This window comes from Aeromonas sp. RU39B (genome assembly GCF_900156095.1).
In the GTDB taxonomy this organism is placed as follows: domain Bacteria; phylum Pseudomonadota; class Gammaproteobacteria; order Enterobacterales; family Aeromonadaceae; genus Aeromonas.
Genome location: NZ_FTMJ01000009.1, coordinates 130,904 through 149,238 on the forward strand (window position 1 = coordinate 130,904; position 18,335 = coordinate 149,238).

Here is an 18,335-nt window from a genome sequence, read left to right on the forward strand (position 1 = left end):
CCCTCACACCCTTTCTCTAAATGGATGACGCGCAATCACCCAGCGTACTTCTGCGCTTGGGAATAATGGATCCTGACAGACCATAAGGTGGTAGGGAATTGATTGATGGACAGGGTTAAGCAGGGTTACGCCGACACGGCAGAAAAGAGGCTATTGTGGCTCGATGCCCAGTCGCATCTTGTCGAACAATGGCGAGTGCCTTTGCAGCAGGCTGGGTGGCGTGTGTTGCACCAGAGCCAGATCAGCCCTTCCCTTGGGGAGACTGCCCCCACCGTGATTGTCATCAACAGTGAGGACGATCAGCATCTCTCTTCCCTGGTGACCGACTGTCACCGTCGCTCCCCCCAAAGTCTTATCCTGGTACTGGTCAAGCCCCATCAGAACCAGGCTGCCAGTGAAGCCCTGTGCCACGGTGCTCTCGATTATCTGCACAAGCCTTGCAGCGTCCCGCAATTACTGCACGCGCTCGATGATCTGCTGACGCTACTTTCGCCCCAGCCAGATATGGTGGTGAGTTCCCATGTTGCCCGCCAGGTCATTCAGTTGGCCCGCCGTGCAGCCAATACCGATGCATCGGTGCTGATTACCGGCGAGTCGGGGACCGGCAAGGAGTGTCTGGCCCGCTTTATTCACGCCCATTCAGCCCGCGCAGCTGCCCCTTATGTCGCCATCAACTGCGCTGCGATTCCGGAAAATATGCTGGAAGCCATGCTGTTTGGCGTGGCCAAGGGAGCCTATACCGGCGCGGTACAGAGCCAGCCCGGCAAGTTTGAACTGGCGCAGGGTGGCACCCTGCTGCTCGACGAGATCGGTGAACTTCCCCTGCCGCTACAGGCCAAGTTACTGCGGGTCTTGCAGGAGCGGGAAGTTGAGCGGCTTGGCAGTCACCAGCGCATAGCCCTGAATGTGCGCATTCTGGCGGCGAGTAACCGTGACCTGCGCGCCATGGTGGCGGAAGGCAGCTTTCGCCAAGACCTCTTCTATCGGCTGGATGTCCTGCCTCTGCGTTGGCCAGCACTGCGTGAGCGTCCGGCTGACATTCTGCCGTTGGCCCAACACTTTATCGCTAAATATGCCCCGGATAGCGGCTATCAACTCGGTTCTGCGGCAGTTCGCCAACTGCTGGCCTACCGTTGGCCGGGGAATGTGCGTGAGCTGGAAAACGTGATGCAGCGGGCGCTGATCCTGAGCCGTGGGCTGACTCTGCAGCCAGAAGATCTGCACCTGCCGGTGGAGGGGTTGGCGTTACAGCCGACTCATCAAGCTACGGTGGTGATGGAGTCGCCGGTGACGGCACCGACCCCAAGTCTGCATGCCAGTAAACGGCAGGCAGAGTATCAATGCGTTTTGGATACCTTGCGCCGTTTTGATGGCCATCGTACCCGCACTGCAGAAGCGCTCGGGATGACCACCCGCGCCCTTCGCTACAAATTGGCTGCCATGCGCGAGCAGGGCATCAATATTGACCAATTGGTCTTCCAATAATGATAAGAGCTTGAGGATAAACGAGATGTGGATTGAACCTGTGACCGCAGGTGCCGGTATGTTGCAAGAGATGCAGGCACTCGCAGCCGACGCCGCGGCGATCCAACCCGCTGCGTCGACCGATGAGCCGCAGGTGTCCGGCGCCGCGCCGGCAGACTTTGGCAGCTATCTTTCGACGGCTATCAACAGCGTCAACCAACAGCAGTTGGACGCCAGCAGTAACCAGCGGGCGATTGAAACCGGGGAAAGTACCGACATGGTTGGCACCATGGTCAGCATTCAGAAAGCCAGTCTGAGTTTCTCTGCGCTGGTACAGACGCGCAACAAGGTGATGTCCGGCCTTGACGACGTGATGAACATGGGACTGTAAGGTTGACTCATGAGTGAACGTACCAGGAAGAAAATCCTCAACGAGCGCGCCGATCAGGCCAAGCAAGTCGTCGGTGGGTTGCTGGACCGTTGGCGTCAGCAATCCGGTGACAACCGTTCCGTACTGGTGATTGCCCTGCTGGCGGCCCTGGTGGCTGCCAGCATCGTCGTCATTTTGTGGACGGCCAGCCAGAGCTATGTCCCGCTCTATGGCCGCCAGGAAATGTATGACACCGCCAATATCCTCGAAATGCTCGAAAAGGATCAGGTTCCCTTCAAGCTCGATACTGGGACTGGTCAGGTACTGGTGCCGGAAAATCAGCTCGCTCAGGTACGCATCAAGCTGGCAGCGCACGGTGTGCGTGCCGCCATGCCGGCCGGTATGGAAGGGCTTGATGGCAAGGTGGGCCTTGGCACCAGCGAATTCATGGAGAGCATGCGTTATCGCAACGCGCTCGAAGGGGAGTTGGCACGTACCATCATCGGCCTGGACGGGGTACGCAGTGCCCGGGTGCATCTGGCCATTCCTAAACGAACCCTGTTTATCGGTCGTGAAGAGGAGAAGCCGACGGCTTCTGTGTTGCTGGATCTGGCCGCCGGTACTGAGCTCGAAAGCAGCCAGGTTGAGGCGATTATCAATCTGGTGGCCGGTAGCGTCAGTGGCATGAAACCCGATGCCGTCACCGTGGTGGATCAGGCCGGTCGTCTGCTCAGTGCCCAACTGCGGCAGGGTGATGGCAACGGTCATCTTAGCGTGCAGCAGATCGAGTACGTGCGCCGGATGGAAGACTATATCCGCCAACGTGCCGCCGACATGCTCTATCCGATGCTGGGCAGTGACAACTTCCGTATTCAGGTCGCCGCTGATATCGATTTCAACAAGGTTGAGCAGACCGAAGAGTCACTGCCGGGTCAGCCGATCCTGCGCAGCGAAAGCGGTAAGCAGGATAACAGCCTCGACAAGATCGCCGCCGGGATCCCGGGTTCGCTCTCTAACCGTCCGCCGCAAACGGCCGCCGATGCTCAGCAGCAGAATGGTAATGGCCAGAATGCCGCCCAGACCGCTACCGCTGGCACACCGGCACCCGACACCTCACGCAACGAACGCAGTGAGTTCAAGCGGGACTATGTGACGGGTCGCGCGGTCACTCACACCCAGTACCAGCAGGGACGTCTGCAGCGTCTGAGTGTCTCTGTGCTGCTCAATCAGTCGGTCGCGCCCAAAGGTGGCTGGAGCAAGACCCAGATCGACGAGATCCATCAACTGGTTGAACGGGCCGTCGGTTTTGAGTCTCAGCGTGGTGACCAGATCAGTTTGACCAGCTTCCCCTTTACCGAAGCCGCCGTGGCTCCGGGCAACTTTGGCGAAGCCTGGTGGCAACAGCCGTTGTTCCAGAATGGTGTGCGCTACGGGATTGGTACTCTGCTCTGCCTGTTGCTGGTTCTGCTCGGTATTCGTCCGCTGGTCAAGCATCTGGTGGAACAGCATCGTCAGGATAGCCGTGCGCGCAGTGCGGCCAGCGACAGTGCTGATGACGGCGAACCGACCCTTAATTCGGCGGCACTGGCTGCTGATGGTGTAGGGGCGCTGCCACCCGAAATGGACCCGAATGTCATGGCGCTACTCAATGACGTCTTCCCGGGAGGCTCGGAGCTACCGCCCATCTCACTCGATGAGTTGCCGGAAGTGGGTAGTGACCTGGATGTCCAGCTCAAGCATCTGCATATGCTGGTGGATCAGGAAACAACGCGGGTAACCGAAGTGATCAAGATGTGGGTGAATGGAAACAATGAGTGATATCAGCCTGAACCAAGCCGCCGTTGATCTGCACATCGAAGATTTGGAGAAAGCGGCCATCCTGATGTTGAGCATGGGCGAAGAAGCCGCTGCCAAGATCTTCAAGCGCCTGAACCGTGAAGAGGTTCGCAAGCTCAGCGGTGCCATCGCCAAGCTAAAGAACGTCTCCACGGCGGAGGCAAAGTGGATCCTTCAGCAGTTTTTTGCCCGTTATAAACAACAGAGTGGCATCAGCGGGACCTCGCGTAACTATCTGCAGCGTACGCTGGATTTGGCGCTGGGCCCCCGTTTTGCCCGCGGTATGCTCGATGGACTGTATGGCGATGAAGTGAGCCATGAAGTGCAACTGCTGCAGTGGGTGCCGCCCGAGGTAATCGGTCGTTTCTTTGTCAAAGAGCACCCCCAGCTGCAAGCAGTGTTGCTGGCCTTCCTGCCGGCCGAAACCTCCTCGGCCGTGCTTGATGTATTCCCTGCCGATCAGCACGACGATCTGTTGCTGCGGGTGGCCAACCTGAAAGAGATCAGTGAGGTGGTGCTGCAGGAGCTTCGCCACACCATCAATCTCTGCCTCGACTATGTGGCCGAGCAGGCGGGCACCCAGGTCGATGGGGTGCGTCAGGTAGCTGATATCCTCAACCGCTATCGCGGTGATCGGGTGCGCATGCTGGAGATGTTGCGTCAGTACGACAGCGCTGTGGCGATTGAGGTGGAGAAAAACATGTTCGACTTCAACACCCTCAAGCGGCAAACACCGGAAGTCTTGCAAACCCTGCTGCAGGAGATCCCGAGCGAGCAACTGGCGGTGGCCCTCAAGGGAACCGATGCCGGTTTCCGCAAGGTGGTGCTCGGTGCCATGCCCAAGCGGATGGCACAGGCGCTGGAAACCCAGATCCAGGGACAGGGTTCTGTCTCTATCAGCAAGGTCGAACAGGCTCGCAGCGAAATCATGCAGCTGGTTCGCTCGCTGGTCGAGCAGGGCGAGATCGAATATCAGCTGTTTGAAGAAGCGGTGGTGAGCTGATGGCTCACAACGGGCCGAAAGTTACGGCGCCACCGGCCGATCCGGTGCGCCCCTACCATTTTCCGACACTGGCCAAGGCGAAAGCGACCTCCGGCTCGCCCGACCTGCAACAGGCTTGGCAGCAAGGCTACGATCAGGGCTTTGAGCAGGGTCAGCAAGATGGGCTGCGTGAAGGCCGGGAGGCAGGTTATAGCTCAGGTCATCAGCAAGGGCTGGATGACGGTCTCAAGCAAGGGCTGAAACAGGGCGATCAGAAGGGCCGTGCCCGCTTCGAGCAGGGCATGATCCCGCTGACGGCGATTCTCGAGCGGCTTGGTCAATGGGAGCAGACGCAGCTGCCGATGCAGCGTGCGCTATTGCTGCAGTTGGTCAGCCGGGTGGCGCAGCTGGTCGTTCAGCGTGAGCTGCGGCAACGGCCCGATACGCTGCTTCCCCTGATTGAACAGGTGCTCGAATCGTTGCCGGAGCAGAAGGGGCCGCTCACCATCTGGTTGCATCCCGATGACGTTGCTGCGTTGGCCGAGGTGGGGGTAACCCGCTGCGGCGAGTGGCCGATCCGCGATGATGGCGGCTTGCAGCGTGGCGACTGCCGTATCGATACGCCAGACAGCACCATTGAGTCGCTCTGCGCCGAACGGCTGCAGCAGGCGATGGATCATGTGGCCCTGTTCCTGGCCGAGGTTGCCGATGCTTGATCAGTGGTACGCCCGGCTGTTGGCCAGTCCCATGGAGCTGCCTCCGATCACCCTGGCCCGTCAGTATGGCCGCCTAGTTCGGGTGACCGGCCTGACGCTTGAAGCGGTGGGCTGCAACATGTCACTCGGTCAGCGCTGCCGGATTGAAACCCGCACCAGCGAGATCCCGGCGGAAGTGGTGGGATTTGATCGCGGTATGACTTTTCTGATGCCGCTGGCCGATACCGGAGCCCTGCAATCCGGGGCGCGGGTGCGGCCACTGCCGGGCAGTGAAACCCTGCGGGTGGGTGACCATCTGCTGGGGCGGGTAGTGGACGGTTTGCTCCATCCGCTCGACGGCTTTCCGCTGCCCGATGCTGGTGAGAGCATCAGCTGGCATGGCCGCTCTCCCAATCCATTAACCCGGCACCCCATCAGCGAGCCGCTGGATGTCGGGGTACGCGCCATCAATGCGCTGCTGACGCCGGGCAAGGGGCAACGTCTTGGCTTGTTTGCCGGCTCCGGGGTGGGCAAGAGCATGCTGCTTGGCATGATGACCCGCTTTACCTCCGCTCAGGTGGTGATCGTGGGGCTGATTGGTGAGCGGGGCCGCGAGGTGCGTGAATTTATCGAGCATTCGCTGGGTGAAGAGGGGCGGCGTCGCGCCATTGTGGTGGCTGCACCGGCGGATCAATCACCGCTGCTGCGCCTGCGGGCTGCCCAGCTTTGTCACCGGCTGGCTGAGTATTACCGCGACCGGGGTCAGGATGTGTTGCTGTTGATGGACTCCCTGACTCGCTATGCGCAGGCCCAGCGCGAGATCGGTCTGGCTATCGGTGAGCCGCCAGCAACCCGTGGTTACCCGCCATCGGTCTTCTCAATGCTGACCAAGCTGGTGGAGCGGGCCGGTAACGGTGCTTCTGTCCAAGGTAGCCTGACCGCGTTTTATACCGTGCTGGCCGAAGGAGATGACCAGCAGGATCCGATTGCCGATGCGGCACGCGCTATCCTCGATGGCCATTTGGTGCTCAGTCGGACGCTGGCCGAGCAGGGGCACTATCCGGCTCTCGATGTGAATGCATCGGTCAGCCGGGTGATGCCATTGGTTGTGCCCGCCGAGCATCTGGCGTTGGCGACCCGATTGCGTCAGCTGCTGGGACGCTATCAGCAGGTGCGTGAGCTGTTGCCGCTCGGTGGCTATCAGGCCGGGCACGATGCCGAGCTGGATGAAGCAGTTCGTCGCTACCCGCAACTGGCTACCTTCCTGCGCCAGGGGCTCAATGAGCGCAGCCTCTTCGCTGATAGCGTGCAGGCGCTGGGGAGCGTGCTGGCATGATGGCGCGCTTTCTCGAGCTGCAACTGGAACATCTCGCGGCGCTCGGGGAGCAGCGTATTGCGCTGCAGCAGCGTCTGGCCACCGAGCAGCAGCGTGAGCGTCAGCTGGCGGAGCTGCTGAAAAACTTAGGGATGACGCTGGATCTGCGCCAGGGACTGGTGCGCGACAACTACTACCAGATGCAGCGCAATCTGGAGCGTCTGCTGATGCAGCAGAAGGACAAGGTGGTGGTGGCGGGTCAGGAGCTGGCGCAGATGGATGCGACCTGGCGCGCCCAATTGGGCAAGGTCAAAGGGTTGGAGCTGTTACAAAAGCAGCGCGCCCAAGCTGAACAGGTTCGTCAGAACCGCCAGGAGCAGCGCATTCTCGATGAGTTTAATACGGTGAGTTATAGCCGGGATTAGCTGGTGAGTAGTCGCTCGACGGTTCGCCATAGAGCATGCGGCGGATCACCTGATTCTGGATCGCCAGCAGCTTGCCGTTCTGTTCGTTTTGCCGTTTGCACTCAACCACCCGCTGCTGCAGTTGTTGCCATTGGGGTGAGAGCTTCTCGCTGAGGTTGGTGGGCAATTTGTCGAGCAGTTGGCGCATACCGTGATCGCTGGCATCCAGCCCCAGTTGCGCCAGGAGTTTGCTGCGCAGCGCGGCACGCTGACGCAGTGGCAGCAACAGGGTCTGCTCGCGTTTGAGCAGGTCGGTCAGCCCCTGGCTATTCCGTTCGCGCAGCAGTTGATACTGCTCGTTGAGGATCTGGTGCAGGCTGTCGTAGTCGTCCAGATCTTGCTGAACGCCACCGACCAGTTGTTGCAGGCATTCACGCGGGGTCATCCGCGGTGCATCTCCACAATGGCTTGGCTCAGCACGTCGAGATCGACCGAGATGGAGCCGTCACTGATGGCCTGACGGATGCTGTCGACCTTGCTCATGTCGATATCGGATGTCTCGGACAGTGCTGCTTCTGCTTCATCCAGCCAGAGGGAATCCTCACTAGGCTGAAATTCTGCCGCATCCTGTGCTGACTGGGCCTTGGTCGTCGTCGGCGCCGCACTGACCACCACCTGATTGGTGGTTTCAAGCAGTAAACCGTTCAGCGACTCTTTGGCTCCACCGGAAATCTTCATGACGCCTCCTTCTGGCTCTGTCATCAGGCGTATAACGACCCTGGTCCGTTAAAACTTTAGGTTATCTGCATCCAGTTGCGATTCATCAGCGAATATTGGCCATGCCATGACCCGGATGAGTGATGTAAAGGAAGTCTAAAGATGCGCCCGTTGCCTTTATGGCGCCTGCTTGGCCGTCGCTTTTATACGGCAAACTCTCGGGGTGAGGCGTCGCATGATGCGACACGATTTGGCGATTGTGATCACGACGGTGTGCAGAGAGAGCCTGCTGCGGGCGGTGCACTCTGTCTATCGGCAGCAGACCACAGCCCGGATTCAGATACTGGTCGGAGTGGATGTGGACCAACATGGGCGAGGGGATGAGTTAGAGCAGAGACTACGAGCCGACTGTCCTGCTCATATCAGCTTGTTCTGGCTAAACCCGGGTTACTCTACCTCGCGCCGCCATGGCGGACCTCACTCCTGCTGCTTCGGAGGTTCACTGCGTTCGGTGCTGACCCTGTTGGCCGATGCTGAGGTGGTGATGGTGTTGGACGATGATGACTGGCTGGCACCGAGCCATTGCAGCGACATTCTCAGCGCCATTGAGGGGCATGAGTGGGCCTATGCCTACTCCATCTATAGCGACGGAAATAGTGGTGAAGGGATCTGTGTTGACGGGTTGGAGAGTGTCGGGCCGGATCGGGGCATCTGCAAAAACAACTTCGGTGGCTTCGTCCGCCCCTCGGGGATGGCGATCAACAAGTTGGCACTGTTGCACCTGATTCCCCTCTGGGCCGACTCCCCTTTTCCGGATGGGGACGGCGAGGATCGATTGATGTTTGGACGGTTACGCCACCATTCGCACCGCTGCACCGGACAGGCCACTGTCTACTACGCACTCGACCCGAAAGACTGGATGCACACCTATCGTCTGCGCTACATGGCCGAGCAGGGTATCGAGTATCTCTGGAGCGATAAACAGGGCTCGTGCCGCTAAATCAGAAGCGGGTTTCCACCTCGTTTTGTGCGGTGACTTCCGCCTTGATCCGCTTGCCGGAGGCTAGGTTGCGCACCGAAATCACTTCACCGATGCTGCCGTCGGCTTCCGCTTCCCCCTGTGCGGTGGCGGAAAAGCCCTCCTCTCGGGCGTAGATAGTGACCGGCGTGCCCTTATGTACCGCCAGCGGTTGCCCCAACCGGCTCTGGGTCAGCATCTCCCCTTCACTGACCCGGCGCTGGGTGCGAAAGCCGATCAGCGACTGATTGAGTGGCGTAAAGCTGCGCCGCAGACGGCTCACATCGACCACTCGTGGGCGCAGGTCGGCGGCTTCCAGTGCGTGTCCGCGATCCATGGCGTGGGCCGCCACCCAAACCGGCAGCGTCAGCGTAACCTGCACCTCTCCGCGCGTTTGCCAGCCCGGCTTGTCGGGGCATTGCAGCATGTAAGACTGTTTTCCCCAGGCCGGCGCCGCCGGGTTGCTGCGGGTCAGTTGCACGGTTTGCCGGCAAGCCGGTAGATGGGCTGTGCCGCCCGGCAGCCAGGCATTGATTGAACTGGCCTCGATTTGCCAACCCTGTTCATGTAGCTGCTGATCCAGCAGCAGGCGAGCGGCGCTGTTGAGCTGCTCCAGCAAACCTTGTTGCACCGAGGTCAGGTTTGTTTCTGCCTGCGCCATGGGCGGAAGCAGAAGCATCGGCAGTAGCAACAGCGGCAAAACGAGCGGAAGAGTCGCTTCCGCATGCTCCGGGTGACGCCAGGGTGTCTTTGGTAACATATTGATTTTTATGTATAAAAATTGTGGCATAACTCTTGTTAACTGATTCTCGCAGAGAGTGTCCACAAGCTCAACAGGAGGAGTGGGTGAGTATCAGTTTTGATGATGCGCTGGGTCTATCCCCCTACGCAATGCAACTGAAGCTGGATCGGGCGGAAGTGATCTCCAGCAACCTAGCCAACGTCGATACCCCGGGTTATCTGGCGCGTGATCTGGATTACAGCGCGGTCATGGCGTCGGTAGCCAGTTCGTTTGATCAGGGTGACAACGTCTCTGCTCCTTCGTCTGAGGATCTGCTCTATCGCGTGCCATACCAGACTTCGCAGGATGGCAACACGGTCGAGCTGCAGGTGGAACAGGGCAAATTCGCCCAGAACGCCGTGTCGTTTGATACCAGCGTCACCTTCCTCAATCAGACCTTCAAGGGTCTGAAGACCGCCATTGAGGGCAGCTGATCATGTCGTTCGATTCCATTTACGGCATCGCTGCCAGCGCCATGCGTGCGCAGACCGTGCGGCTGGATACCGTGGCCTCTAACCTGGCCAACGTGGACAGTGCGGCCGGTAGCGCCGATGCCGCTTATAAGGCGGTTCGTCCGGTATTTCAGAGCGTCTATCAGCAGGTGCAGGAGACCGGCTCCATGGGCGCGGCGAGCGTGATGATCGCCGATGTGGTGGCAAGCCAGGACAAACCGACGACCCGTTATGAGCCAAACAATCCGCTGGCCGACGCCGATGGCAATGTCTATTACGCCAACATCAACACCATGGAAGAGATGGCCGACATGATGAGCGCCTCGCGCAGTTTCGAGAGCAGCATCGAGGTCCTCAAGCGTATCGGTACCATGCAGCAAGGGCTGCTGGGTTTGGCTGACGAGAACTGAGGAGAGTCGCCGTGAGTATTACCTCTGTAAGCAGTACCACCAGTACCAGCTCTACCAGCAGTAGCGATAGCACCACCAGCAGCTCATCGACCTCTGATGAGCTGGAGATTGAGTTTATCGACCTGCTGGTGGCCCAGATCCAGAACCAGGATCCGACCGACCCGGCCGATGCATCCGAATATGTCTCGCAACTGGCGTCTCTCAGTACGGTGCAGTCGCTCGAAGAGCTGACTGACCTGCAGAGCACGGCCAATGACGAGGTCTCTTCGCTGACGGCTCTGCAGAGTACCAATCTGGTGGGTAAGCAGGTGCTGGTTGAGAGTGACACTACGACGGTGGATGACAGTGGCACCCTCACCGGTCAGGTAACACTGGACTCCTCGGCTGACAGCATGACGGTGTATGTCTATGACAGCTCGGGCGATCTGGTCACCAGTGAGACCACCAGCAGCCCCTCGTCCGGCACCTATAGCTTCAGCTTCGATGATCTGGATGCGGGCACCTATACCGTGACCATCCAGACCACGTCAGATGGCACTACCAGCAGCCAGACTGCCTATCTCTATTCCACCGTGACCTCGGTCACCCTGGGTGACGATGACGTCACCCTGTCGTTGTCCGGGGCCGACAGTGTCAGCCTCGACGATGTACTCAGCGTATCCCAGTCCTAAGAGCAAGGAGCCAGATTATGTCCATGTACAGCATCGGTAAGAGCGGTCTGATCGCCACCAGCAGCGCGCTGGATACCGTGAGTAACAACATCGCCAACGCCTCGACTGCCGGCTTCAAATCCTCTTCGACCTCCTTCTCTGCCGTTTACAGTGGCGGTCAGGCGGGTGGTACCGAAGCCTCTACCGTGACCCAGAGCTTCTCCTCCGACGGTTCGCTGGTCGAGAGTGGTAGTGATATGGACCTGGCCATCACTGGCAGCGGCTTCTTTGTCATCAGTGACGGCACGGAGACTGCCTATACCCGTGCCGGTAACTTCTCACTCGACTCTGACAACTATGTGCTGGCCAGTAACGGCTGGAACCTGCAGGGTTATACCGTCAACGCCGATGGCGAGATTGAAGAAGGCGCAGTGGTGAACCTGCAGGTGACCACCACCACCCTGTCAGCCAAGGCCTCGACCGAAGTGGAGATCGTCTCCAACCTCAATTCGTCATCGACAGCGATCACCTCGACCTTCGATGCCAGTGACAGCAGCACTTACAACTACTCAACCACCACTACCTTGTATGACTCGCAAGGTGCCGAACACACCCTGTCCCAGTATTTCGTTAAGACCGGTGACAACACCTGGACGGTTTACTATGAAGTGGATGGTACGCTGGAAACTGAAACAACCGACCTGACGTTTGATACCGATGGCACCCTGAGTAGTCCCACTTCGGCCACCAGCCTCTCCATCGACCTGAGCTCAGCCGATGATCTGACCATCTCCATCGATTACAGCGACTTTACTCAGTACAGCATGGACTCGACCACCACCACCAACGAGGCGGATGGTTATACAGCCGGCACCTTGTCGGACGTGGCTTTTGATGAAGATGGTTATTTGTGGGCCACCTACAGCAACGGCGAAACCTTACTGCAAGGCCAGGTGGTATTGGCCACCTTCGTCAACGTTGACGGTCTGGAGCAGGGTGACGGGACCATCTGGTATGCCACCTCCGAATCGGGTGGTGCCATCATCAGTACCGCTGACTCCGGCATTGCCGGTTCACTCTCGGTCGGCTACTACGAAGACTCCAACGTGGATTTGACTACCGAGCTGGTTGACCTGATGTCGCTGCAGCGCAACTACCAGGCCAACTCCAAGGTACTTTCGACCGCGTCGGATCTCGACAGCGTTCTGTTCAACACCTTCTAACGGATAAGTCGTGGAAAAGGTTATTTATACGGCCATGTCGGGGGCACAACATGCCCTCATGTCCCAGCAGATCCATGCCAACAACTTGGCCAACGTCGATACCACCGGCTTTCGCGCTGACTACGAAAGGGTGATGGCCAGCACGGTAGAGGGCGACGGGTTCGACAGCCGGGTGCTGGCCGTAGAGCTCTCCCCTGGCACCAACTTTAGCAGCGCGGCGCTGGTCAGCACCGGCCGCAAGCTGGATGTGGGTATCCGTGGCAAGGGTTGGCTCACGGTACAGGACAGTAACGGCCAAGAGGCGTATACCCGGGCGGGTGATCTGACGGTCGAAGCTAGTGGTGCTCTGACCCTGCATGGTCGTCCGGTGATGGGGGAGGCTGGCGAGATTGTTCTGCCGGACTATCGCGACATCGATATTGGTGTGGATGGCTCGATCACCGTGACTCCACCCGGTGGTGGCGCTTTGATCCAGGTTGGCCGCCTCAAGCTGGTCAATCCGGATGAGAGTGAGCTGAGCAAGGGGACCGACGGGATGTTCCGTTTGCAAAATAACGCCACAGCCGAACAGGACGAGAACGTGGTGGTCGCCAGTGGTTTTCTGGAAGACTCCAACGTCAATCCGGTAGACGAAATGATTCAGAGCCTGCAGATGACCCGCAACTTCGAGTTGCAGGTAAAGCTGATGCAGGCCTCGGACGATCAGGCCAAGAGTGGCAACGAGCTGGTTTCCGGCTCCTAACCCAGAGGGATATTAGTCAATGCAAACGTCATTGTGGGTGAGCAAAACCGGCCTCGCGGCCATGGATGCCAAGCTCACCACCATCTCCAACAACCTGGCTAACGTGGATACCACCGGCTTCAAAAAAGACCGTATCGCCTTCCAGGATCTGTTTTATCAGGTACAAACCCAGCCGGGCGCTCAGCTCGACCAGCAGAACCAGTCACCGAGCGGCATTCAGCTTGGTACCGGGGTGCGAGTCGTAGGCACCCAGAAGGTGTTTACCACCGGTGATACCTCGACCACCAGCAACCAGCTGGATCTGGCGATCGATGGTCAGGGCTTCTTCCGGGTGGAGCTGCCCAACGGTGAGACCGCCTATACCCGTGATGGCGCCTTTCAGGTCAACTCGGAGAGCGTGATCGTCAACTCGGCCGGTCTGCCACTGCAGCCGCAGATGACCGTGCCGGAGAACACCACCGCTATCACTATCGCGACCGACGGTACCGTATCGGCCACCGTCAGTGGCGAGTCAACCGCCCAGACACTCGGCCAAATCACGCTGGCCAACTTCGTCAATGCGGCTGGACTGGAAGCCACTGGTGGCAACCTCTATAAGGCGACTGCTGCCTCTGGTGACGAGGTCGAAGGGGTCGCCGGTGAGGACTCTTTTGGCAGCATCAAACAGTATGCGCTGGAGGGATCCAACGTCAGCGTGGTCGAGGAGATGGTCGACATGATCGCCACTCAGCGCGCCTACGAAATGAATGCCAAGGTGGTCTCCGCCTCGGATGAGATGCTGCAGTTCGTCAGCCAGAATATGTAACCGGATGAAGCCAATGCGACGCCTGATTCTGGCCCTGTTGCCCTTGTGGCTGGCGGCCTGTTCCACCTACGAGGTGCTGCCGCCCAAGGACGACGACGAAGCCTGGAAACCCTCCGTGCCCAAGCAGGTCGCCGACCGCGGCGAAGATGGCAGCCTCTACCGGGGGGACTATATGTTCGCCCTGTTTCAGGACCGGCGCGCCTATCGGGTTGGGGACATCCTGACCGTCACTCTGGCTGAAAGCACCCAGTCGAGCAAGAAGGCGGCGACGGCGCTTGGCAAGAGCAGTTCGGTCAACGTCGATGCGCCGACCTTCGGTACCAAGACTCGCAGCAATCTGGCTGCAACATTCGGACTGGACAGTGATTTCGACGGGTCGGCGACGGCCAGTCAGCAGAACAGTCTGAGTGGCTATATTACGGTCACGGTGTCGGAAGTGCTCAACAACGGGGTGCTGCAGATCAAGGGGCAGAAGTGGATTCGTCTCAATCAGGGTGACGAGTATCTGCGTCTGAGTGGCACAGTGCGAGTTGAGGATATCGATCAGGCCAACCGCATCTCGTCCCAGCGGATTGCCGATGCGCATATCACCTATGCCGGGCGCGGTGCACTGGCGGATTCCAACCAGACTGGTTGGTTGACCCGTTTCTTCAACAGCGCCATATCGCCCTTCTAAATGCGGGATGCATCATGAAACCAATCATCTGTATGCTGGCCTGCCTGTTGGCGGGTCCGGCGCTGGGCAAGGTGACGCTGCCCACTGAACCCAAGGTGCGCCCTCTGCTCGATATCGTCGATGTGCAGGGCATTCGCGACAACATGCTGGTGGGCTATGGCCTGGTGGTCGGCCTCTCCGGTAGTGGTGACCGCAGCCAGGTGGAGTTCACCGGGCAGTCGATGACCAACATGCTCAAGCAGTTCGGGGTACAACTCTCCGATGACACCGATCCCAAGCTCAAGAACGTCGCCGCCGTGTCGGTACAGGCACGTCTGCCTGCCTTTGGTAGTCGTGGTCAAAAGGTGGATGTGACGGTCTCGTCTATCGGGGATGCCAAGAGTTTGCGTGGTGGCACCCTGCTGCTGACTCCGCTGCGCGGCGTCGATGGCGAGGTCTATGCTATCGCTCAGGGTAATCTGGTGGTGGGTGGCCTCAATGCCGAAGGGCAGTCGGGCTCCTCGGTGACCGTCAACGTGCCGACCAGCGGCATCATTGCCGATGGTGCCATCATCGAGAAAGAGGTGCCCTCGTCGTTTGCCGACAAACCCCAGGTAGTGTTGAGCCTGATCCACCCCAACTTCCGTACCGCCCGTAATGCGGTGCGTGCTATCAACCAGCAGCTGGGGCCGGTGGCAACCGCTTCGTCGCCGGGAACCATCACACTGCGGGCACCGAGCGATCCCAATCAGCGCATCTCCTTCCTCGCACTGCTTGAAGATGTGCAGGTGGATATGGGCCGTGAGCGTCCCAAGGTGGTCTTTAACAGCCGCACCGGGACCGTGGTGATTGGGCAAGATGTGAAGGTGACGCGCGCCGCTGTATCACACGGCAACCTGACGGTCAGCATTACTGAGAGCCAGAATGTCAGCCAACCCAACGCCCTGTCGAACGGCCAGACCACTACGACGCCCAATTCATCGGTGCAGGTCGATCACAAACAACCGACCATGTTTATCTGGCCGGAAGGCACCTCACTGCAGGTGATCGTCAAGGCGATAAACTCGCTCGGGGCGACCCCGGATGATTTGATGGCCATTTTGCAGGCATTGCATGAAGCGGGCGCGCTGGACGCCGACCTGGTGGTGATTTGATATGCAGATTGAACCGAGCGATCAGCCTAGCCTGGATTTTTATCAGGATCTGCACGGGCTGGAGTCGATCAAACAAAACCCTGATTCGGCGGAGGCCCTGCAAGGGGTCGCCCGCCAGTTTGAAGTGCAGTTTCTCAAAGAGGTGCTGCACCAGATGCGCGAAGCAACCGATGTGATGGCCGGTGATGACAGTCTGGTATCCAGCGATAGCGTCCGTTTTTACCAAGAGATGTGTGACAGCCAGCTGGCCATGGCGATGGCTGGCCAGAACAAGACTGGCCTGCAGGACAAGATCATCGATCAGATGAGCCACCTGTTGCCCGATGCGGCACCAACAGGCAAAACCGACGAGAAATTAAAGCGATCCAGCTAATTGGTCGTTTAGAAAAATCAATGATCCTATTTGCCTGCTCATCCCGTCCGAGAGGTGCGATACCATGTCGATGATTTCCACCGCAGCCTCCGGGCTGTCGGCCACCCAGGTGGTGCTCAATGCCATCAGTAACAACGTCGCCAACTCGGAGACCGATGGTTATAGCCGCCGTACTGTCACTCTGACCAGCGTCTCTACCGGTGGGGTCACGGCCAGTAGCATCAATCGTGAGACCAGCTTCTATCTACAAACCCAGAGCTGGGACAGCACCTCGGACGTGGGCTATTACACCAGCTATAGCGAATACACCACTTATCTCGAAGAGCTGATGAGCAGTGACTCGCTGGATATCTCTACCTCGCTCACGACCTTCTACTCGGCGCTGGAGGAGGCGAGCACTTCACCCGATGACGACTCCCTGCGTACCGCCGTTTTGACGGATGCTGAGGCCGTTGCCGATGCGTTTAACTCCCTGGCGGGTTACCTCGACGATATTGAAACCGAAGTGGAGAGTCAGGTCGGCACTACAGTTGATTCGATCAACGACTATGCCTCGCAAATTGCCGAGCTGAATGCGCAGATCGTCAAGCTGCAGAGCACCGGCAGTGATACCAGCTCTTTGGAAGATAGCCGTGACTCATTGATTGCCAGCTTAAGTGAATTGGTTGAAGTGGATGTCACCGCGCAGGATGACGGCAGTTACACCATCACTCTGCCGCAAGGGCAAACTCTGGTAAGCGGTAGCTCTTCTGGCACCATGGACTGGAGCGAAGATGATGGTCTGACACTCACTTATGGCACCCAGACTACGTCGGTCAGTGAAGATATGTCAGGTAGCCTCGGCGGTCTGTTTGCCTTTGTTAGCGATGTATTGGAGCCGACGCAGGAAGCTCTGGCGGATCTGGCCACTCAGGTTGCAGACGAACTGAATGCAGTACAGGCGACCGGTTACGATCTGGATGGTGAATCGGGTGCCGCCCTGTTTACCTATGATGCAGACGATCCTGCCGGCACCATCTCTATCTCCGATGACTTCGACAGCGATGATCTGGCGTTTTCCAGCTCATCCGATACCAGCGAAACCGGTAATAACGACAACCTGTTGACCATGTTGGATCTGGCCGATGACCAGGAGTCGACCTACACCGCGCTGGTCACCAAGTTGGGGTTGGTGAGTAGCCAAGCAGAAGCATCCCTTGAGACCTCGACATCGCTGCAAAGTACCCTGGCTGACAGTGTCTCTTCCATCAGCGGCGTGAACCTGGATGAAGAGGCGGCCAATCTGGTGCTCTACCAGAACATTTACTCGGCTAACTCAAAAGTGCTGACGGTGGCGGACGAGCTGTTCGAAACCGTCCTCGACATGTTCTAAGGAGATCATCATGCGTGTCAGTTCTTCCCAAACGACCACCATGCTGCTCAAGAGCATGCAGAGTCAGTATTCCAAGTATTACGATGTGTCGACCGAGCTCTCGACCGGCTCCAGCATTAACAGTCCCTCTGATGATGCTATCGGTTATGCCCGGGTCAGCAGCCTGACTTCTCAGCAGACCAGCCTGAACCAGTATCTCGATAATATCGAGACCGCCAGCAGCCAGCTGGATGCCTCGGAAACCCAGATGTCGTCGATGACGGATGTGATTAGCTCCATTCGCGATCTGGTGGTGCAGGCGGCTAACGATACCTATAGCAGTGATGATCTTTCCGATATCGCTACCGAGATTCAGTCGCTGGTCGACACCCTGGTCGATCTCTGCAACGCCACCGACTCAAGCGGTAACTATCTGTTCTCCGGCAGCCTTAGCAGCACGGCGCCCATCTCTTACGACGAGACCACCGGCACCTACACCTATGTCGGCAACGACTATCAGCGCGAAGTGGTGGTGGGCGATGGGATTACCGTGGCCAGCACCGATACCCTGTCCGGCGTACTCGCCAGCAGCAGTGATGGCAGTGACAACATATTTAACGATCTGAGCGATCTGATTACGGCGCTACAGTCGGGCGATAACAGCACGGCCAGCAGCATGCTCGATACCATCGATGAGTACAGCAGCAGCCTGAGCACGGCGATTGCCAGTATCGGTGCCCGTTCCAACCAGCTCGATACCCTGTCTGATGCTCATACCGAGACCCTGACCTACAGTACGGCCCTGAGTGATTCCATCTCTTCTGCTGATTATGCCGAGGTCACGGTAGAATCGGAGGAGATCCTGACCACCCTGCAGGTGACCCAGCAAGTGCTGGCATCTGTCATGGGGCTCAGCCTCTTTGATGAAATCTAAGGAC

22 protein-coding genes are annotated in these 18,335 nt (G+C 58.6%); 19 read left to right on the forward strand and 3 right to left on the reverse strand.

Going from position 1 to position 18,335, the window contains the following annotated elements:
- Window positions 1-105: 105 nt before the first annotated feature.
- Genes BW958_RS13445 through BW958_RS13475 form a run of 7 tightly spaced genes read left to right on the forward strand, consistent with a single transcriptional unit; the run spans window position 106 to window position 7,087 of the window.
- On the forward strand, window positions 106-1,485 hold the full coding sequence (locus BW958_RS13445) for a sigma-54 dependent transcriptional regulator (RefSeq protein WP_076576264.1): 1,380 nt from the start codon (window positions 106-108) through the stop codon (window positions 1,483-1,485).
- Between the two features lie 25 nt (window positions 1,486-1,510).
- Window positions 1,511-1,855 (forward strand): flagellar hook-basal body complex protein FliE, encoded by a 345-nt coding sequence (locus BW958_RS13450; protein WP_076576265.1) that lies wholly within the window; start codon window positions 1,511-1,513, stop codon window positions 1,853-1,855.
- A gap of 9 nt (window positions 1,856-1,864) precedes the next feature.
- Window positions 1,865-3,652, forward strand: coding sequence for a flagellar basal-body MS-ring/collar protein FliF (fliF, locus tag BW958_RS13455; protein WP_083687340.1), 1,788 nt, complete (start codon window positions 1,865-1,867; stop codon window positions 3,650-3,652).
- A complete protein-coding gene (locus BW958_RS13460; protein WP_076576266.1) occupies window positions 3,645-4,673 on the forward strand; it encodes a FliG C-terminal domain-containing protein in 1,029 nt (342 codons plus the stop codon). Before fliF ends, BW958_RS13460 begins: the two co-directional genes overlap by 8 nt.
- Window positions 4,673-5,368 carry a FliH/SctL family protein gene (locus BW958_RS13465; protein WP_076576267.1) on the forward strand — a complete coding sequence of 232 codons (696 nt, stop codon included), beginning with the start codon at window positions 4,673-4,675 and terminating at the stop codon, window positions 5,366-5,368. The genes BW958_RS13460 and BW958_RS13465 overlap by 1 nt, the downstream gene beginning before the upstream one ends.
- Before the next feature lie 31 nt (window positions 5,369-5,399).
- Complete coding sequence (locus tag BW958_RS13470) at window positions 5,400-6,683, forward strand: FliI/YscN family ATPase (protein ID WP_076576319.1); 1,284 nt, start codon at window positions 5,400-5,402, stop codon at window positions 6,681-6,683.
- The gene (locus BW958_RS13475; protein WP_076576268.1) at window positions 6,680-7,087 is read left to right on the forward strand and encodes a flagellar export protein FliJ; all 408 of its coding nucleotides are present in this window, start codon (window positions 6,680-6,682) and stop codon (window positions 7,085-7,087) included. The genes BW958_RS13470 and BW958_RS13475 overlap by 4 nt, the downstream gene beginning before the upstream one ends.
- Here BW958_RS13475 and BW958_RS13480 read toward each other — a convergent pair.
- Window positions 7,059-7,511: a flagella synthesis protein FlgN gene (locus tag BW958_RS13480; protein WP_076576269.1), complete on the reverse strand. Its 453-nt coding sequence runs from the start codon at window positions 7,509-7,511 to the stop codon at window positions 7,059-7,061. The two genes, BW958_RS13475 and BW958_RS13480, sit on opposite strands and share 29 nt — an antisense overlap.
- Window positions 7,508-7,804, reverse strand: coding sequence for a flagellar biosynthesis anti-sigma factor FlgM (gene flgM / locus BW958_RS13485; protein WP_076576270.1), 297 nt, complete (start codon window positions 7,802-7,804; stop codon window positions 7,508-7,510). The genes BW958_RS13480 and flgM overlap by 4 nt, the downstream gene beginning before the upstream one ends.
- Window positions 7,805-8,018: 214 nt before the next feature.
- On the opposite strand from flgM, the gene BW958_RS20355 reads away from it, so the two are divergent.
- Window positions 8,019-8,783, forward strand: a complete 765-nt coding sequence (locus BW958_RS20355; protein WP_076576271.1) for a glycosyltransferase family A protein — start codon at window positions 8,019-8,021, stop codon at window positions 8,781-8,783.
- Between the two features lies 1 nt (window position 8,784).
- Here BW958_RS20355 and flgA read toward each other — a convergent pair whose 3' ends face one another.
- Window positions 8,785-9,480: a flagellar basal body P-ring formation chaperone FlgA gene (gene flgA / locus BW958_RS13495; RefSeq protein ID WP_076576320.1), complete on the reverse strand. Its 696-nt coding sequence runs from the start codon at window positions 9,478-9,480 to the stop codon at window positions 8,785-8,787.
- A 167-nt stretch (window positions 9,481-9,647) separates the two neighbouring features.
- On the opposite strand from flgA, the gene flgB reads away from it, so the two are divergent.
- From flgB to flgL, 11 genes are all read left to right on the forward strand, one after another.
- A complete protein-coding gene (gene flgB / locus BW958_RS13500; RefSeq protein ID WP_076576272.1) occupies window positions 9,648-10,016 on the forward strand; it encodes a flagellar basal body rod protein FlgB in 369 nt (122 codons plus the stop codon).
- Window positions 10,017-10,018: 2 nt separating this feature from the next.
- Window positions 10,019-10,444, forward strand: a complete 426-nt coding sequence (flgC, locus tag BW958_RS13505) for a flagellar basal body rod protein FlgC (protein WP_076576273.1) — start codon at window positions 10,019-10,021, stop codon at window positions 10,442-10,444.
- 11 nt (window positions 10,445-10,455) lie between these two features.
- On the forward strand, window positions 10,456-11,115 hold the full coding sequence (locus tag BW958_RS13510) for a flagellar hook assembly protein FlgD (protein WP_083687345.1): 660 nt from the start codon (window positions 10,456-10,458) through the stop codon (window positions 11,113-11,115).
- Window positions 11,116-11,132: 17 nt separating this feature from the next.
- Window positions 11,133-12,317 (forward strand): flagellar hook protein FlgE, encoded by a 1,185-nt coding sequence (locus BW958_RS13515; RefSeq protein WP_083687346.1) that lies wholly within the window; start codon window positions 11,133-11,135, stop codon window positions 12,315-12,317.
- A gap of 10 nt (window positions 12,318-12,327) precedes the next feature.
- Window positions 12,328-13,059 (forward strand): flagellar basal body rod protein FlgF, encoded by a 732-nt coding sequence (locus BW958_RS13520; RefSeq protein ID WP_076576275.1) that lies wholly within the window; start codon window positions 12,328-12,330, stop codon window positions 13,057-13,059.
- Window positions 13,060-13,078: 19 nt separating this feature from the next.
- A complete protein-coding gene (gene flgG, locus BW958_RS13525) occupies window positions 13,079-13,864 on the forward strand; it encodes a flagellar basal-body rod protein FlgG (protein ID WP_076576276.1) in 786 nt (261 codons plus the stop codon).
- A gap of 4 nt (window positions 13,865-13,868) precedes the next feature.
- Complete coding sequence (flgH, locus tag BW958_RS13530; protein WP_143233086.1) at window positions 13,869-14,540, forward strand: flagellar basal body L-ring protein FlgH; 672 nt, start codon at window positions 13,869-13,871, stop codon at window positions 14,538-14,540.
- A gap of 32 nt (window positions 14,541-14,572) precedes the next feature.
- Window positions 14,573-15,673, forward strand: a complete 1,101-nt coding sequence (gene fgIL / locus BW958_RS13535) for a lateral flagellar basal body P-ring FlgIL (RefSeq protein WP_372629804.1) — start codon at window positions 14,573-14,575, stop codon at window positions 15,671-15,673.
- Between the two features lies 1 nt (window position 15,674).
- On the forward strand, window positions 15,675-16,046 hold the full coding sequence (locus tag BW958_RS13540; protein ID WP_076576278.1) for a rod-binding protein: 372 nt from the start codon (window positions 15,675-15,677) through the stop codon (window positions 16,044-16,046).
- 64 nt (window positions 16,047-16,110) lie between these two features.
- Entirely contained in the window at window positions 16,111-17,418 is a 1,308-nt protein-coding gene (gene flgK / locus BW958_RS13545; RefSeq protein WP_076576279.1) for a flagellar hook-associated protein FlgK, read from the forward strand.
- A gap of 10 nt (window positions 17,419-17,428) precedes the next feature.
- The gene (flgL, locus tag BW958_RS13550; RefSeq protein ID WP_076576280.1) at window positions 17,429-18,331 is read left to right on the forward strand and encodes a flagellar hook-associated protein FlgL; all 903 of its coding nucleotides are present in this window, start codon (window positions 17,429-17,431) and stop codon (window positions 18,329-18,331) included.
- Window positions 18,332-18,335 lie beyond the last annotated feature (4 nt).

Coding starts and splice junctions, on each gene's coding strand:
- BW958_RS13480 (WP_076576269.1), bottom strand. CDS start 7,511: ATGACCCCGCGTGAATGCCTGCAACAACTGGTCGGTGGCGTTCAGCAA.
- flgM (WP_076576270.1), bottom strand. CDS start 7,804: ATGAAGATTTCCGGTGGAGCCAAAGAGTCGCTGAACGGTTTACTGCTT.
- flgC (WP_076576273.1), top strand. CDS start 10,019: ATGTCGTTCGATTCCATTTACGGCATCGCTGCCAGCGCCATGCGTGCG.
- BW958_RS13460 (WP_076576266.1), top strand. CDS start 3,645: ATGAGTGATATCAGCCTGAACCAAGCCGCCGTTGATCTGCACATCGAA.
- fliF (WP_083687340.1), top strand. CDS start 1,865: ATGAGTGAACGTACCAGGAAGAAAATCCTCAACGAGCGCGCCGATCAG.
- BW958_RS13515 (WP_083687346.1), top strand. CDS start 11,133: ATGTCCATGTACAGCATCGGTAAGAGCGGTCTGATCGCCACCAGCAGC.
- BW958_RS13445 (WP_076576264.1), top strand. CDS start 106: ATGGACAGGGTTAAGCAGGGTTACGCCGACACGGCAGAAAAGAGGCTA.
- BW958_RS13450 (WP_076576265.1), top strand. CDS start 1,511: ATGTGGATTGAACCTGTGACCGCAGGTGCCGGTATGTTGCAAGAGATG.
- BW958_RS13465 (WP_076576267.1), top strand. CDS start 4,673: ATGGCTCACAACGGGCCGAAAGTTACGGCGCCACCGGCCGATCCGGTG.
- BW958_RS20355 (WP_076576271.1), top strand. CDS start 8,019: ATGATGCGACACGATTTGGCGATTGTGATCACGACGGTGTGCAGAGAG.
- flgA (WP_076576320.1), bottom strand. CDS start 9,480: ATGCTTCTGCTTCCGCCCATGGCGCAGGCAGAAACAAACCTGACCTCG.
- flgL (WP_076576280.1), top strand. CDS start 17,429: ATGCGTGTCAGTTCTTCCCAAACGACCACCATGCTGCTCAAGAGCATG.
- BW958_RS13540 (WP_076576278.1), top strand. CDS start 15,675: ATGCAGATTGAACCGAGCGATCAGCCTAGCCTGGATTTTTATCAGGAT.
- BW958_RS13470 (WP_076576319.1), top strand. CDS start 5,400: ATGGAGCTGCCTCCGATCACCCTGGCCCGTCAGTATGGCCGCCTAGTT.
- flgG (WP_076576276.1), top strand. CDS start 13,079: ATGCAAACGTCATTGTGGGTGAGCAAAACCGGCCTCGCGGCCATGGAT.
- flgH (WP_143233086.1), top strand. CDS start 13,869: ATGAAGCCAATGCGACGCCTGATTCTGGCCCTGTTGCCCTTGTGGCTG.
- fgIL (WP_372629804.1), top strand. CDS start 14,573: ATGCTGGCCTGCCTGTTGGCGGGTCCGGCGCTGGGCAAGGTGACGCTG.
- flgK (WP_076576279.1), top strand. CDS start 16,111: ATGTCGATGATTTCCACCGCAGCCTCCGGGCTGTCGGCCACCCAGGTG.
- BW958_RS13475 (WP_076576268.1), top strand. CDS start 6,680: ATGATGGCGCGCTTTCTCGAGCTGCAACTGGAACATCTCGCGGCGCTC.